The organism is Kitasatospora sp. NPDC101235 (assembly GCF_044767505.1).
Classification (GTDB): domain Bacteria; phylum Actinomycetota; class Actinomycetes; order Streptomycetales; family Streptomycetaceae; genus Kitasatospora.
Map to the genome: position 1 here is coordinate 231186 of NZ_JBIWNZ010000003.1, position 14389 is coordinate 245574.

General features: G+C 69.7%; 12 protein-coding genes and 1 tRNA gene. 1 reads left to right on the forward strand and 12 read right to left on the reverse strand.

Annotated features, from left to right (window positions below):
* Window positions 1-51 precede the first annotated feature (51 nt).
* The 12 genes from rpoB to ACIRRH_RS07230 form a co-directional block, all read right to left on the reverse strand.
* The gene (gene rpoB / locus ACIRRH_RS07175; RefSeq protein WP_224278208.1) at window positions 52-3528 is read right to left on the reverse strand and encodes a DNA-directed RNA polymerase subunit beta; all 3477 of its coding nucleotides are present in this window, start codon (window positions 3526-3528) and stop codon (window positions 52-54) included.
* A 681-nt stretch (window positions 3529-4209) separates the two neighbouring features.
* On the reverse strand, window positions 4210-4593 hold the full coding sequence (gene rplL / locus ACIRRH_RS07180) for a 50S ribosomal protein L7/L12 (RefSeq protein WP_403062911.1): 384 nt from the start codon (window positions 4591-4593) through the stop codon (window positions 4210-4212).
* A 91-nt stretch (window positions 4594-4684) separates the two neighbouring features.
* Complete coding sequence (gene rplJ, locus ACIRRH_RS07185) at window positions 4685-5248, reverse strand: 50S ribosomal protein L10 (RefSeq protein WP_207809823.1); 564 nt, start codon at window positions 5246-5248, stop codon at window positions 4685-4687.
* A 368-nt stretch (window positions 5249-5616) separates the two neighbouring features.
* On the reverse strand, window positions 5617-6495 hold the full coding sequence (locus ACIRRH_RS07190; RefSeq protein WP_403062915.1) for a hypothetical protein: 879 nt from the start codon (window positions 6493-6495) through the stop codon (window positions 5617-5619).
* A gap of 195 nt (window positions 6496-6690) precedes the next feature.
* Entirely contained in the window at window positions 6691-7608 is a 918-nt protein-coding gene (locus ACIRRH_RS07195) for a hypothetical protein (protein ID WP_403062918.1), read from the reverse strand.
* 88 nt (window positions 7609-7696) lie between these two features.
* Complete coding sequence (locus ACIRRH_RS07200) at window positions 7697-8542, reverse strand: hypothetical protein (protein WP_403062921.1); 846 nt, start codon at window positions 8540-8542, stop codon at window positions 7697-7699.
* Window positions 8543-8667: 125 nt separating this feature from the next.
* Window positions 8668-9450 (reverse strand): hypothetical protein, encoded by a 783-nt coding sequence (locus tag ACIRRH_RS07205; RefSeq protein ID WP_403062924.1) that lies wholly within the window; start codon window positions 9448-9450, stop codon window positions 8668-8670.
* Between the two features lie 218 nt (window positions 9451-9668).
* Entirely contained in the window at window positions 9669-10391 is a 723-nt protein-coding gene (gene rplA / locus ACIRRH_RS07210; protein WP_207809814.1) for a 50S ribosomal protein L1, read from the reverse strand.
* Window positions 10392-10488: 97 nt separating this feature from the next.
* Window positions 10489-10923 (reverse strand): 50S ribosomal protein L11, encoded by a 435-nt coding sequence (rplK, locus tag ACIRRH_RS07215; RefSeq protein ID WP_207809812.1) that lies wholly within the window; start codon window positions 10921-10923, stop codon window positions 10489-10491.
* Window positions 10924-11088: 165 nt separating this feature from the next.
* Complete coding sequence (gene nusG / locus ACIRRH_RS07220) at window positions 11089-11967, reverse strand: transcription termination/antitermination protein NusG (protein ID WP_403062927.1); 879 nt, start codon at window positions 11965-11967, stop codon at window positions 11089-11091.
* 209 nt (window positions 11968-12176) lie between these two features.
* On the reverse strand, window positions 12177-12506 hold the full coding sequence (gene secE / locus ACIRRH_RS07225) for a preprotein translocase subunit SecE (protein ID WP_403062929.1): 330 nt from the start codon (window positions 12504-12506) through the stop codon (window positions 12177-12179).
* 146 nt (window positions 12507-12652) lie between these two features.
* Window positions 12653-12725, reverse strand: a tRNA-Trp gene (locus ACIRRH_RS07230).
* 283 nt (window positions 12726-13008) lie between these two features.
* On the opposite strand from ACIRRH_RS07230, the gene ACIRRH_RS07235 reads away from it, so the two are divergent.
* Window positions 13009-14256, forward strand: a complete 1248-nt coding sequence (locus ACIRRH_RS07235) for a pyridoxal phosphate-dependent aminotransferase (RefSeq protein ID WP_224278186.1) — start codon at window positions 13009-13011, stop codon at window positions 14254-14256.
* Window positions 14257-14389 lie beyond the last annotated feature (133 nt).

The window sequence follows — 14389 nt, forward strand, 5'->3', positions numbered from 1 at the left end:
GAGGGGGGCCTGGGGGCGGGCCGACCGCTGCTGCGGCCGGCCCAACCTCCGTCAGACCTCTTCGACGCTGCTCGGCTCGCGCCGGGACAGGTCGATGCCGAGCTCCTCGGCGGCGCGGAACACGTCCTCGTCGGAGTCCCGCATCTCGATGGACTGGCCGTCCGAGGACAGCACCTCCACGTTGAGGCAGAGCGACTGCATTTCCTTGATGAGAACCTTGAAGGACTCGGGAATGCCGGGCTCGGGGATGTTCTCGCCCTTGACGATGGCCTCGTAGACCTTGACCCGGCCGAGGACGTCGTCGGACTTGATGGTGAGCAGCTCCTGGAGCGCGTAGGCCGCGCCGTACGCCTCGAGGGCCCACACCTCCATCTCACCGAAGCGCTGACCACCGAACTGCGCCTTACCACCGAGCGGCTGCTGGGTGATCATCGAGTACGGACCGGTCGAACGGGCGTGCAGCTTGTCGTCGACCAGGTGGTGCAGCTTGAGGATGTACATGTAGCCGACCGAGATCGGCATCGGGAACGGCTCGCCGGAGCGGCCGTCGAACAGCCGGGCCTTGCCGGTGGAGTTCACCAGGCGCTCACCGTCACGGGTGAGGATGGTGTTGTCCAGCAGGCCGGTGATCTCGTCCTCGCGGGCGCCGTCGAAGACCGGGGTGGCGAGGTTGGTGCCGCCCTCGACCTGGTCGGCGCCGATCGCCTGAAGGCGCTTGGCCCACTCGTCGGCGAGGCCGGAGACGTCCCAGCCCTGCTTGGCGAGCCAGCCGAGGTGGATCTCCAGGACCTGTCCCGGGTTCATTCGGGACGGGACACCCAGCGGGTTGAGGATGATGTCGACCGGGGTGCCGTCCTCCAGGAACGGCATGTCCTCGACCGGCAGGATCTTGGAGATGACGCCCTTGTTGCCGTGGCGGCCGGCGAGCTTGTCACCGTTGGTGATCTTGCGCTTCTGGGCCACGTAGACGCGGACCAGCTGGTTGACGCCCGGGGGAAGCTCGTCGCCCTCCTCGCGGTCGAACACGCGCACGCCGATGACCTTGCCGGACTCACCGTGCGGGACCTTCAGCGAGGTGTCACGGACCTCGCGGGCCTTCTCGCCGAAGATCGCGCGGAGCAGGCGCTCCTCGGGGGTCAGCTCGGTCTCACCCTTCGGGGTGACCTTGCCGACCAGGATGTCGCCGGTGACGACGTCGGCGCCGATCCGGATGATGCCGCGCTCGTCGAGGTCGGCCAGGACCTCCTCGGAGACGTTCGGGATGTCCCGGGTGATCTCCTCGGGGCCGAGCTTGGTGTCACGGGCGTCGACCTCGTGCTCCTCGATGTGGATCGAGGAGAGGACGTCGTCCTGCACGAGGCGCTGCGACAGGATGATCGCGTCCTCGTAGTTGTGACCCTCCCACGACATGAACGCCACGAGCAGGTTCTTGCCGAGGGCCATCTCGCCCTCGTCGGTGCACGGGCCGTCGGCCAGCACCTGGTTGACCTCGACCCGGGCGCCCTCGTCCACGAGCACCTTCTGGTTGAAGGAGGTGCCCTGGTTGGAGCGGGTGAACTTGGCGGCGCGGTACGTGGTGTACGTGCCGTCGTCGTTGGCCACGGTGACGTAGTCGGCCGAGACCTCCTGGACCACACCGGCCTTCTCGGCGGTGATGACGTCCTGGGCGTCGACGGCGCAGCGGTACTCCATGCCGGTACCGACCAGCGGGGCCTCGCTCTTCAGCAGCGGCACCGCCTGGCGCATCATGTTCGAGCCCATGAGCGCGCGGTTGGCGTCGTCGTGCTCGAGGAACGGGATCATGGCGGTCGCGACCGACACCATCTGGCGCGGCGAGACGTCCATGTAGTCGATCTCGGAGCCCGGGATGTAGTCGATCTCGCCGCCACGGCGGCGGACCAGGACGCGCGGCTCGGCGAAGTGCAGGTCCGCGGTCAGCGGCGCGTTCGCCTGGGCGATGACGTAGCGGTCCTCCTCGTCGGCGGTCAGGTAGTCGACCTGCTCGGTGACCACACCGTCGACGACCTTGCGGTACGGCGTCTCGATGAAACCGAACGCGTTGACCCGGCCGTACGAGGCCAGCGAGCCGATCAGACCGATGTTCGGGCCTTCGGGGGTCTCGATCGGACACATGCGGCCGTAGTGCGAGGGGTGCACGTCACGGACCTCGAAGCCGGCCCGCTCACGGGACAGACCACCGGGGCCCAGCGCGGACAGACGGCGCTTGTGGGTCAGGCCCGACAGCGGGTTCGTCTGGTCCATGAACTGCGACAGCTGGCTGGTGCCGAAGAACTCCTTGATGGAGGCGACGACCGGCCGGATGTTGATCAGGGTCTGCGGCGTGATCGCCTCGACGTCCTGGGTGGTCATGCGCTCGCGCACGACGCGCTCCATACGGGCGAGACCCGTACGGACCTGGTTCTGGATGAGCTCGCCGACGTTGCGCAGGCGGCGGTTGCCGAAGTGGTCGATGTCGTCGACCTCGACCACGATGTCGCGGCCCTCGCCGTCACGCCACTCGGTCTCGCCCGCGTGCAGCTTCACCAGGTACTTGATCGCACCGATGATGTCGGGCTCGGTGAGCACGCCGGAGTCCAGCGACTCGGCGTTGCCCAGCTTGCGGTTGACCTTGTAGCGGCCGACCTTGGCGAGGTCGTAGCGCTTCGGGTTGAAGTACAGGTTCTCCAGCAGCGTCTGCGCGGCCTCGCGCGTCGGCGGCTCGCCCGGACGCAGCTTGCGGTAGATGTCCAGCAGCGCGTCGTCCTGGCCCTGGGTGTGGTCCTTCTCCAGGGTGTTGCGCATCGACTCGTACTCGCCGAACTCCTCGAGAATCATCTCGTTGGTCCAGCCGAGGGCCTTGAGCAGCACGGTGACGGACTGCTTGCGCTTGCGGTCGATGCGGACGCCGACCATGTCGCGCTTGTCGATCTCCATCTCCAGCCAGGCACCACGCGAGGGGATGACCTTGCAGGAGTAGATGTCCTTGTCGGACACCTTGTCCAGGGTGGAGTCGAAGTACACACCCGGGGAGCGGACCAGCTGCGACACGACGACACGCTCGGTGCCGTTGATCACGAACGTGCCCTTGTGGGTCATGAGCGGGAAGTCGCCCATGAAGACCGTCTGAGACTTGATCTCACCGGTCTCGTTGTTGGTGAACTCGGCCGTGACGAAGAGCGGGGCCGCGTACGTGAAGTCGCGGTCCTTGCACTCGTCAATGGAGTTCTTCGGCGGCTCGAAACGGTGGTCGCGGAAGGTCAGCGACATCGACCCGCTGAAGTCCTCGATCGGGGAGATCTCCTCGAAGATCTCCTCCAGACCGGACTTGGTGGGGACGTCCTGACCGGACTCCAGCGCCTCCTCGACCCGGGCCTTCCAGGCCGCGTTGCCGAGCAGCCAGTCAAAGCTCTCGGTCTGCAGGGCCAGGAGGTTCGGGACCTCGAGGGGCTCCTTGATCTTCGCGAAGGAGACGCGGAGCGGGGCGGTGGATGCGGCGGAATTGTTCGAGGCGTTGCGCGGCGCGGCCAAGAGGGGGGTCCTTCCGAGGGCTCGGAGCTCACTACGCGCGTACCAGCCGGGCCTGCTTGGGCTTGGTGCCGCCTCCCTCGCCACTGGCCTCTGCCGGAGTCGAAACCCCAGGTCAGAGCCGCTTTGCGGAGGCGGTGCCAGACCCCTTCAGGGCAACGCAAACTCCGGGCGACGAGTCACGGAGCAGCTAACAGGCAGCGCAAAGGGACAGTGTAGCCAAAGGCGACACTGCTGTCCAGCTCTGATTCGGAGACCGAATCGGAGACTCCTCCCGGTAGCCGGCGGGCGCGGGCGCCCACCGGGTACTGCTCTAACTCACGTGGAGTCATTTCCCGCCGGGCCACTGGTTATGCATCCAGCGGCGAACCAACCGGGCGGACTCGCGCCTTGAGAATCGCGCGCCCCGCCGGGTTCGTCAAGGGCCCACCGACGGTGCGGGCCTCGACCGGTCTATCGATCCGGACCCCCTCGGCGTTACAGAAGCCGTGGTGGGGCCGCCCTCGACGACGGTGATCACCCTACCCCCCGGCACCGACGGTGCCGAGTGACCGATCGGCCACACCGGTGGCCCGGACCGGCCGATTGGGCGAACGGGCCCGCCCCGGAAACGCGAAAAGGCCGGGCCGACCACCCGCAAGGGTGGTCGGCCCGGCCGTACGCCCCCTCAGAGGGGGCGCGAGATCACTTGACGGTGACCTTGGCGCCGGCGCCCTCGAGGGCAGCCTTGGCCTTCTCGGCAACGTCCTTGGCAACCTTCTCCAGGACCTTGGCACCAGCGGTGTCAACGAGGTCCTTGGCCTCCTTCAGGCCGAGGGAGGTCAGGGTGCGCACCTCCTTGATGACCTGGATCTTCTTGTCGCCAGCGGCCTCGAGGATGACGTCGAACTCGTCCTGCTCCTCAACGGCCTCGGCGGCCGGGCCGGCAACGCCGGCGGCGGCAACGGCGACCGGAGCGGCAGCGGTGACGTCGAACTTCTCCTCGAAGGCCTTCACGAAGGCGGCCAGCTCGATGAGGGTGAGCTCCTCGAACTGCGCGAGCAGCTCGTCCTGGGACAGCTTCGCCATGATGGCGTCCTTCCACTAAATCGGCAGGTTGGTGCCGGATGTACGGGTGGGGCGGGCGTACGGGCCCGCAGCGAGGCGTGAGCCTGCCGAATTACTCGGCGGCAGCGTCCTCGGCGGCGGGAGCCGGCGTACCGGCACCGCCCTGCTCGACCTTGTCGCGCAGCGCGTCCACAGTGCGGACGAGCTTCGACGGCAGGGCCTGGAAGAGCGCGGCAGCCTGGGACTGCTTGGCCTTCAGGGCACCCGCCAGCTTGGCGAGCAGCACCTCGCGGGACTCGAGGTCCGCGAGCTTCTTGATCTCATCGGCGGACAGCGCCTTGCCGTCAAGGACACCGCCCTTGATGATGAGAGCGGGGTTCTCCTTGGCGAAGTCACGCAGAGCCTTCGCCGACTCCACCGGGTCACCGGTGACGAAGGCGACAGCCGTCGGACCAGTGAACAGGTCGTCGAGCTCCGTGATCCCGACCTCATTGGCCGCGATCTTGGTCAGCGTGTTCTTCACCACGGCGTACTCGGCGTTGTCGCCGAGCGAGCGACGCAGGGTCTTGACCTGCTTCACCGAGAGACCGCGGTACTCGGTCAGCAGCGCCGCGGAGGAGCCACGGAACTTGTCCGTGATCTCGGCGACGGCAGCAGCCTTGTCGGGCCTGGCCATAGGCTTACGCCTCCTTCCGTGATGTCGAAGTCGGGCCGACCGCGAAAGTCGACCTAGGTCGCCGTGGACCGACCGGACGGAAGGAAAGCTCCTGCGAAAATGCAATGAGCCCCGGTGCGCAGGGGCACGGGGCTCGGAACGACCTCGACGGGCGACCGCGCGAACGCGGACCCGGAAGTCGAAGCTCCAGACACACCTGCGCGGGCTGCCTGCGACGAAGCGCAGATCCTTCGGCCACCGGCTCCCTGACGGGCGCGCGGCGACAACCAGCGGTCTTTGGCTTCGGTCAGATTAGCCGGAGCCGCTCGTCAGGTGCAAATCGCCCTCGGACAGAGCAACCCGGGCCCCTCGGCGCGGCCCGGAACGGCTCAGCGGGCCAGCGGGGAGACCGTCCGGACGCCGGTGTCCACGGTGTCCGTCTCGGCCGGCGCCTGCGCCGAGAGCAGCGCCCCGGCGAGGTCGGTGTAGAGCACCGAGTCGTCCGCCTGGCCGCTGTCCCCGCTGCCGGTGCGCTGGAGCCGGACCAGCTGGTCCTTGTCGTTGAGCCAGAGGTCCAGGGTGAGCGAGAGCGAGCCGCCGGGCGCGAGCGCGGCCCGCAGGCCGTCCCGGCGGGACTGGGTCAGCTGGGTCTGGGCGGCCGCGTACTTCTCGGCGGTGGTGGTGACCCGGTAGTGCTCGACGGTCGAGTCCTCGAACTTCTCCTCGCCGACGAATTCGGGCACCGTCCCCTCGGCGGTGGCCGCGGTCAGCGCCTCGACCGGGTTCAGCAGGTCGATCAGCCCGGCGTACGGGATCTCCTTGTGGCCGTCCGCGTCCGGCGGGACGGTGAAGCGTTCCCAGTGCTTCCCGCCCTGCCGGGCCGCGGTGGCGGTGTCCCCGCCCTGGTAGGCGACGGTGTCCACGACGATCAGCTGCTCGGCCTCGGCCGGGGTGGAGCGCTTGATCTGGAGCGCGGTCTTGGGCTGCCAGAACAGCGGGCCGGACCCGGCGTCCGCGCCGAGCCGGTAGCTGACCTTGGCCCGGCGGGCGGTCTGCATGGCCAGCTGGGCGGAGAGCAGCACCCCGTGCGGCGAGCGGTCGGTCGGCTTGGCGTGGGCGCTCGGGGAGGCGGCGGACGGCGAGGCGCTGGTCGGGGTGGGGCTGCCGGACGGCGTGGCGGGTGCGTCCCCGCCCCCGCTGCAGCCGCTCAACCCGCTCGTCAGCAGGACGACGACGGCCACCGCCGCCAACCGCTGCCGTCCCGCCATCGTCCGTTCCCCTCTCGCCCGGCCCCGTCCGACGGCGGCCTCGTTCCGGCCACCCTGCCACCCGTCCCCGGTCCGCCCGGCGGCGGCCCCCTCGGGCGGACGCATCCACCGGGCCGGCCGAGCCGGGACCGGCGGCGGCACGCCGCCCGGGGGGCGACGGGGTGCCGGCACCCCGTCGCCCCCCGGCCGCGCGGATCAGCTGGTGGCGCCGGCCTTCTGGATGTCGGCGAGGTCGATGAAGTCCGTCGGGGCGGAGGCGGTCACCGGGGTGCCGTAGTCCGAGTAGTTGACGGTGATGTCCATCGTCCCGGCCTTGGTCTCGGCCTGCTCGCGCCGCTTGACCACGAGCTGGTCGGCGTCGACCCAGACGTCGATCTGGTCGCTGGTGACGCCGGCCGCGTCCAGGTTCTTCTTGAGCCGCTCGACCTGCGCCTGGGTCATGCCCTGGCTGGTGGCCTTGGCCACGTCGGCGGCGCTGAGCACGCCGGTGTAGTGGGTGGCGTCCTTGCCGTTCACCGTCTCCTGGCCGACCTCGGTGACCTTGCCGCTGGCGATCAGGGTCCGCACGCCCTGCACCGGGTCGGCGCTCTGGAGCTGGTCGGTCGAGCCGCCGGACGCCTTGGCCAGGTCGGCCTTGCTGTAGCGCACCCACTGCGGGCCGCCGTCCTGCACGATCTTCCCGCCCATGCGCATGAACATCGCGTCCTTGGTGTACAGGTACCGCACGTTCGGTCCGCCGGTCACCGGCTCCATGACCTTGGCCATCGGGGAGCCCGACAGGTCCATCGTGAGGTCGGCCTCCAGGCCGTCGGCCCAGGACACCGCCCCCTTGCCCTTCATGGTGGTCTCGCCGACCTTGATCAGCTCGTCGACCTTCGCCGACTTGGCCGCGCTGGTCTTCTGGGTGACCTGCTCCAGGAAGACCGCCGGGCTGACCTTCTGCGGCTTCGCGCCGGTGGCCGGGGCGGCGGCCGACGGGGTGGCCGAGGTGGCGGCGGCCGTGGTCGGCGCGGCCGGGGCGGCGCTCTTGTCGTCGTTGTTGTTGCACGCGGTCGCGGTCAGCGCCAGGGCGGCGAGGACGACGGCGACGGCGGTGTTGCGGGTTCCAGCCATGATTCCCCCCTTGAGGAACCCGGGCGCGAGGTGCTCCCGGGGTGGTAGCCGGTTGTTGCCTGTGGGCTCGGTGTACGGTCCGGCGGGATCAGCCGAGCAGCTTGAGCAGGTCGGCCTCGTTGCCGAGGTCGGCGGCGGCCGGCGCCGCGATCGCGGCGGCCTTGCCGAGGTTCGCGTACTTGACGGTGACGGCGTCCTTGCTGCCGTTCTTCTCGCCGTACTCCTGGTACTGGACGAGCTCCTGCTTGCCGTTCAGCCAGAAGTCGATGGTGAGGGTCTTGCCGTCCTCCTCCAGCGCCTTCTGGACGGCCTGGCGCCGGTCCGCCGGGAGCGACGACATCCCGGCGACCACCGCGGCGGTGTCCTGTTCCGCCCGCAGGTGGGTGGTCTGGACGCCGTCCACGGTCTCCTGGCCGACCTTGGAGAGCTTTCCGCTCTGGGCCGCGACGGTGAGCAGGACGACCGGGTTCATCATCTGGCCCGCCGCCCGGAAGCTGTCGCCCGTCTCGTCCGAGGACAGCTTGACCCAGTGCTTGCCGCCCAGGGCCGGGGCCGCCTCGTCCCCGCCGAGGTAGGCGTCCGTGCCGATCACCCGGATCCGGAGGTTCTTGCCCCCCATGTCGCCGGCCAGGTCCACGGCCGTCCTGGCCGGGTCCTTCCAGTCCGCGTCGCCGGTGCCGCCGGGGTTGTCGGGGTTGGACGGGACCATGGTGACCTTGCCGTTCCCGGCCTTCTGCATCACCACCGCGGAGGCGGCCAGCGCGGCCTTCGGGTCCCCGGCCAGCGCCGCCGCGAGCGGGTCGCCGCCCTTGGTGTCACCGGACTTGGTGTCACCGCCCTCGGTGCCACTGCCGCCGCTGCTTCCGCAGGCGGTGACCGCACCGAGCAGGACGGCCGCCGTGGCGACGGCCGAGGCGAGGCGCAGAGCGCGCATGAAACTACCCCCCGTGAGATCTGCATCCCCCATGAGAAGAACCGATCATCAATTCTTCTCATGTTCTTCTCGGGCGGACTCTAACGGATCGTCGACATCCCCACGCACCGGATATCCCCTCCCCGTCACCCGCCCGCGGCGGGCGTCGCGTCCGCCGCCCCGGGAGCCGAGACATCGGTCGTGGTCACCGTGGTTCCCGCACTCCCCCGGACCGTCTCACGCAGCCGCAGCAGCTGCATGCCGGGCCCGACCCAGACGTCGTAGCCGATCGCCGTCACCCCGTGCTGCCGGTACCAGTCCAGTGTGGCCGCACGCCGCTGCGGGCTCAACTCCTCGTCCTTGCCGAACAGTTCGGCCACCGGCGCGGAGCCCTGGTAGTGCGCCGCGGTCACCCCGGCCAGCTGCTCGCCGCCGAGCGAGCCGAGTTTGACGCTCTGCGCGACCGCGTACGCCCGGCCCCCCGGACCGGTGATCAGCGCGGTCGTCCAGCCGCCCGCGAAGCCCTCCGGGTCGGGGCCCGCCCCGGGGTCGACCGACTCGGCGGTGCTCCGCTCCGCGTGCTTGGCCGCGCCGCCCTGGTAGACGAGGTCGAGCGCGCCGTCCTTCACGGTCAGCCGTCCGCTGCCCAGTTCGTCGGTGACGGTCAGTGCGGCCTCGTCCGAGGCGCCCCAGACCAGTGAGCCGCTCGCGGTGCGCCGGCCGCCCGGGCCCTCCTGCACCACGTCGATCCGGGCGCTGCCGGTGTCGTCCAGCATCTGCGCGGCCGCGAGCACCACCTGCTTGGGCGGCACCGGCGCGGGCCCGCCGGGGGTGCCGGTGGTCGGGGCGGCCAGCAGGCTGCACCCGGTGGTGGTGGCGAGCAGCAGCAGGGCCGCTGCGAGAACGGTGGGGCGAGGGGCGGGCGGCACGGCACACTCCGGCGGTCACAGCTTCTCCACGTGGTCTGACCGGCAGAGCGTACGACGGTTCGGCCCGCTGTTCCCATCCGCCGGTGTCCCGATCCGGCAACCGTTCCGGCCCGCCTGCGCTCCCGGCCCGGCCCCGGTTGCGGGAACGACGGCGGGCCCGCACCCCCGGGTGAAGGGGGTGCGGGCCCGCCGTACGGACTGCTCTAGAGCACTGGGGCTCAGACCGCGGCCGGGTCCTCCTCGACGAGGAGGTTGCGGGTGCGGTTCGGGTCGACCTGGATGCCGGGGCCCATGGTGGTGGAGAAGGCGGTCTTCTTGATGTACCGGCCCTTGGCGGCGGACGGCTTGGCGCGGAGCACCTCGTCCAGCGCGGCGGCGTAGTTCTCGACCAGCTGCTCGTCGGTGAAGGAGGCCTTACCGATGATGAAGTGCAGGTTCGAGTGCTTGTCGACGCGGAACTCGATCTTGCCGCCCTTGATGTCGTTGACAGCCTTGGCGACGTCCGGGGTCACGGTGCCGGTCTTCGGGTTCGGCATCAGACCACGGGGACCGAGCACGCGGCCGAGGCGGCCGACCTTGCCCATGAGGTCCGGGGTGGCGACGACGGCGTCGAAGTCCAGCTTGCCCTTCGCGACCTCGTCGATCAGCTCGTCGGCACCGACGATGTCGGCGCCCGCAGCACGCGCGGCCTCGGCACGCTCGCCGGTCGCGAAGACCAGGACCCGAGCGGTCTTACCGGTGCCGTGCGGGAGGATCACGGTGCTGCGGACCATCTGGTCGGCCTTGCGCGGGTCGACGCCCAGACGCATGGCGACCTCAACGGTGCCGTCGAACTTGGTGGTGCTGGTCGCCTTGGCGAGGCGGACGGCCTCGAGGGGGGCGTAAAGGCGCTCGCGGTCGACCTGGGCGTCCGCGGCCTTCAGGGCCTTGCTGCGCTTCATGGCTGCTCCTGAATGGTGAATGGAGTTGTGGTGTCACGGGCCTGCGCGGGCCCTACCACAGGGGACGGCTGAGCCGATCTGTCCCTGACGGGAGAGATCAGCCCTCGACGGTGATGCCCATCGACCGGGCGGTGCCGGCGATGATCTTCTCCGCGGCGTCCAGGTCGTTGGCGTTCAGGTCGGGCATCTTGGTCGTGGCGATCTCGCGGACCTGGGCGCTGGTGAGCTTGGCGACCTTGGTCTTGTGCGGCTCGCTGGAGCCCTTGTCGATACCGGCGGCCTTCAGGATGAGGCGCGCGGCCGGCGGCGTCTTCGTGATGAAGGTGAAGGAACGGTCCTCGTAGACCGTGATCTCCACCGGCACGATCATGCCGCGCTGCGACTCGGTCGCAGCGTTGTAGGCCTTGCAGAACTCCATGATGTTGACGCCGTGCTGACCCAGCGCGGGGCCGACCGGCGGGGCCGGGTTGGCCGCACCGGCGTTGATCTGGAGCTTGATAAGCCCCGTGACCTTCTTCTTCTTGGGAGGCATGTCTCTCCGGGTCCTTCCGAGAGGTGATTGCTGGTGCGTGCGGAACCGGGGCGACACCCGGCCGCCAGCACACACATCGGACCAGGCTAACGCGTCCGCGCCGCTGGACCAAAACGGATTCGGGGCAGGGCCCGTGGCCCTGCCCCGAATCCGAAGAGCGTACGACTAGTTCTTCTGGATCTGGTCGAAGGAGAGCTCGACCGGGGTCTCCCGGCCGAAGATCTCGACCAGGCCCTTGACCTTCTTCGAGTCCGGGTTGATCTCGTTGATGGTCGCCTGGAGGGTCGCGAACGGACCGTCGGTGACGGTGACCGAGTCGCCGACCTCGAAGTCCAGCACCTGGACCTCGACCGGGCGGACCGGCGAGGCCTTGCCGGCCTCCTTGGCGGCCTGGCGCTCGACGTCGGGGGCGAGCATCTTGACGACCTCGTCCAGGGTCAGCGGGTACGGGTCGTAGGCGTTGCCGACGAAGCCGGTGACACCCGGGGTGTTGCGCACGACGCCCCAGGACTCGGGGGTGAGGTCCATGCGCACCAGGACGTAGCCGGGAAGCTTGTTCTGGCGGATGGTCTTGCGGTCGCCGTTCTTGATCTGGACGACCTCCTCCTGCGGCACCTCGGCCTGGAAGATGTACTCCTCGACGTTCAGCGAGACGGCGCGCTGCTCCAGGTTCTGCTTCACGCGGTTCTCGTAGCCGGCGTAGGTGTGGATCACGTACCACTCACCCGGCATGAAGCGCAGGTCCTCGCGGAACTTGGCGACCGGGTCGACCTCCTCGGCCGGCTCCGCCTCGGCGGCTTCCTCGACGGACTCCTCGGCGACGGCGGACTCGGCGTCGCCCTCCACGTGCAGCGCGGCAGCCTCGGCGGGCTCGCCGGCCTCGGCCTCGTCGTACGCCTCGACCTCGTCCTCGTCGCTGTCCGCGGCGTCCACGATCTGCTCGGCGGACTCGGTGTCGTCAGCCAGCTCGGCCGCGTCCAGCTCGGCGGCGACATCCGCCTCGCGGACGGTCTCGTCGGCGTCGTACAGGGGGGACTCAGACACGGTGGCGGCTTCTTTCCTGGAGATGGTGAAGGTGGCGCGCTCCTCGACCCGCCCGGCGTACGGCCGCTCGCGCGGGCGCCAGGTGAGGTCTCGGAGACTTCAACAGTACCGAGTCCACGGTAACCGCGCGTACGTCCGGCACCGACAGCTCGACCCGGGCCGAGGATTCGGCCCGGGTCGGGAGGTTGTTCGAGAGGTGGGGCGGCCGGTCAGCCGAAGACCCAGAGGCTCAGCTTGGAGAAGCCGTAGTCCAGGCCGGCCACGAAGGCCATCACGACCACCACGAAGGTGACCACGACGGCGGTGTAGTTGGTGAGCTCGCCGCGGGTCGGCCAGACGACCTTGCGCAGTTCCGCGATGATCTGGCGGTAGAACAGGCCGATGCGGGCGAACAGGCCCTTCTTGGCCCGCTTGCCGGACTTCTTCTCGCGGTTGCCGCGCTTGCCCGACCCCTCGGTCGACGTGGTCTCGGCAGCGCCGTCGGCACCCTCGGGGTTGCCGCTCTCAGGCGTTGCGGTGGAGCCCGTGGTCTCCGTCACTCGTCCTCACCTGAATCCGGGTCCTGCCGAGCTTCGCCACGCACCCGGTGGGGCACGGCCAGTCGGCTAGCGGTGCTGATCGGTGCCATCTCCGCATCAAGCCCGCTCACTCCTGTGGAGCGAACGGGCTGAAACGGGTCTAGCAGCAGGGCAAGAGGGACTCGAACCCCCAACCGCCGGTTTTGGAGACCGGTGCTCTACCAATTGAGCTATTGCCCTACGGTGCCTCGCGGCTCCGGTGGCGACCAACCTACCGCATCTCCCCCCGCTGTCTGTACAGGCGGTGAAAGCTCCGGTCTTTTCGGCGGGCCGTCGAGCAGCGAGTGTACGTGGTCGAGGGGTGTTTGGTCGAACCTCTTCTTCCGGACCGGCCGGTCGCCCGGCGGATGTCCGGCCCGGCGGGGCCGCCGCCGCCGGATCGCCGGGGCCGCGATCCGGACGGGAACGTACGGATGCCGGTACCCCGCTGCCCGGTCCGTCCGGGTTCTGCGACGATGCAGGCATGAGCGCTTCCACCCCGCAGCCCGACCAGTCCATCCGCCCCGCCGACCGCCGGGTCTCCGCCCGGATCGGCGCGATCGCCGAGTCCGCGACCCTCGCCGTGGACGCCAAGGCCAAGGCCCTCAAGGCGGCCGGCCGTCCGGTGATCGGCTTCGGTGCCGGCGAGCCCGACTTCCCCACGCCGGACTACATCGTCGAGGCGGCCGTCGAGGCCTGCCGCGACCCGAGGAACCACCGTTACACCCCGGCGGGTGGCCTGCCCGAGCTGAAGGCCGCGATCGCCGCCAAGACGCTGCGCGACTCCGGCTACGAGGTGGACGCCTCCCAGGTGCTGGTCACCAACGGTGGCAAGCAGGCGATCTACGAGGCCTTCGCCGCGATCCTGGACCCGGGCGACGAGGTCATCGTCCCGGCGCCGTACTGGACCACCTACCCGGAGTCGATCCAGCTGGCCGGCGGTGTCCCGGTGGAGGTCGTGGCCGACGAGACCACCGGCTACAAGGTCTCGGTCGAGCAGCTGGAGGCCGCCCGCACCGAGAACACCAAGGTGGTGCTGTTCGTCTCGCCGTCCAACCCGACCGGCGCGGTGTACACCGAGGCCGAGGCCGAGGCGATCGGCCGCTGGGCGCTGGAGCACGGCCTGTGGGTGCTCACCGACGAGATCTACGAGCACCTGGTCTACGGCGACGCGAAGTTCACCTCGCTGCCGACCCTGCTGCCCGAGCTGGCCGACAAGTGCATCGTGGTCAACGGTGTCGCCAAGACCTACGCGATGACCGGCTGGCGGGTGGGCTGGGTGATCGCCCCCAAGGACGTGATCAAGGCCGCGACCAACCTCCAGTCGCACGCCACCTCGAACGTCTCCAACGTCGCCCAGCGCGCCGCGATCGCCGCCGTGGCCGGCGACCTGTCCGCGGTGCACGAGATGCGCACCGCCTTCGACCGCCGTCGCAAGACCATCGTGCGGATGCTCAACGAGATCGAGGGCGTCGTCTGCCCCGAGCCCGAGGGCGCCTTCTACGCGTACCCGTCGGTCAAGGGCCTGCTGGGCAAGGAGATCCGCGGCCGTCGCCCGCAGACCTCCGGCGAGCTGGCGAGCCTGATCCTGGACGAGGTCGAGGTCGCCGCCGTCCCCGGCGAGGCCTTCGGCACCCCCGGCTACCTGCGGTTCTCCTACGCGCTCGGCGACGAGGACCTGGTCGAGGGCATCAGCCGGATCCAGAAGCTGCTCGGCGAGGCCCGCGACTGAGGCCCCTTGCTGAGGCCCGCGATTGAGGCCCACCGCCGAGGCCGTTCCGGTACTGACGTCAATCGGACATACGGGATTCACCCGGCACACCGCCCTCTTTCACCCCTTCGGGGGATGGAAAGAGGGCGGTTCC

What these genes read in the sequence shown, in the direction of transcription:
- rplL (WP_403062911.1), bottom strand. Translation starts at nt 4,593, where the DNA reads ATGGCGAAGCTGTCCCAGGACGAGCTGCTCGCGCAGTTCGAGGAGCTC.
- rplJ (WP_207809823.1), bottom strand. Translation starts at nt 5,248, where the DNA reads ATGGCCAGGCCCGACAAGGCTGCTGCCGTCGCCGAGATCACGGACAAG.
- ACIRRH_RS07190 (WP_403062915.1), bottom strand. Translation starts at nt 6,495, where the DNA reads ATGGCGGGACGGCAGCGGTTGGCGGCGGTGGCCGTCGTCGTCCTGCTG.
- ACIRRH_RS07195 (WP_403062918.1), bottom strand. Translation starts at nt 7,608, where the DNA reads ATGGCTGGAACCCGCAACACCGCCGTCGCCGTCGTCCTCGCCGCCCTG.
- ACIRRH_RS07200 (WP_403062921.1), bottom strand. Translation starts at nt 8,542, where the DNA reads ATGCGCGCTCTGCGCCTCGCCTCGGCCGTCGCCACGGCGGCCGTCCTG.
- rplA (WP_207809814.1), bottom strand. Translation starts at nt 10,391, where the DNA reads ATGAAGCGCAGCAAGGCCCTGAAGGCCGCGGACGCCCAGGTCGACCGC.
- rplK (WP_207809812.1), bottom strand. Translation starts at nt 10,923, where the DNA reads ATGCCTCCCAAGAAGAAGAAGGTCACGGGGCTTATCAAGCTCCAGATC.
- ACIRRH_RS07235 (WP_224278186.1), top strand. Translation starts at nt 13,009, where the DNA reads ATGAGCGCTTCCACCCCGCAGCCCGACCAGTCCATCCGCCCCGCCGAC.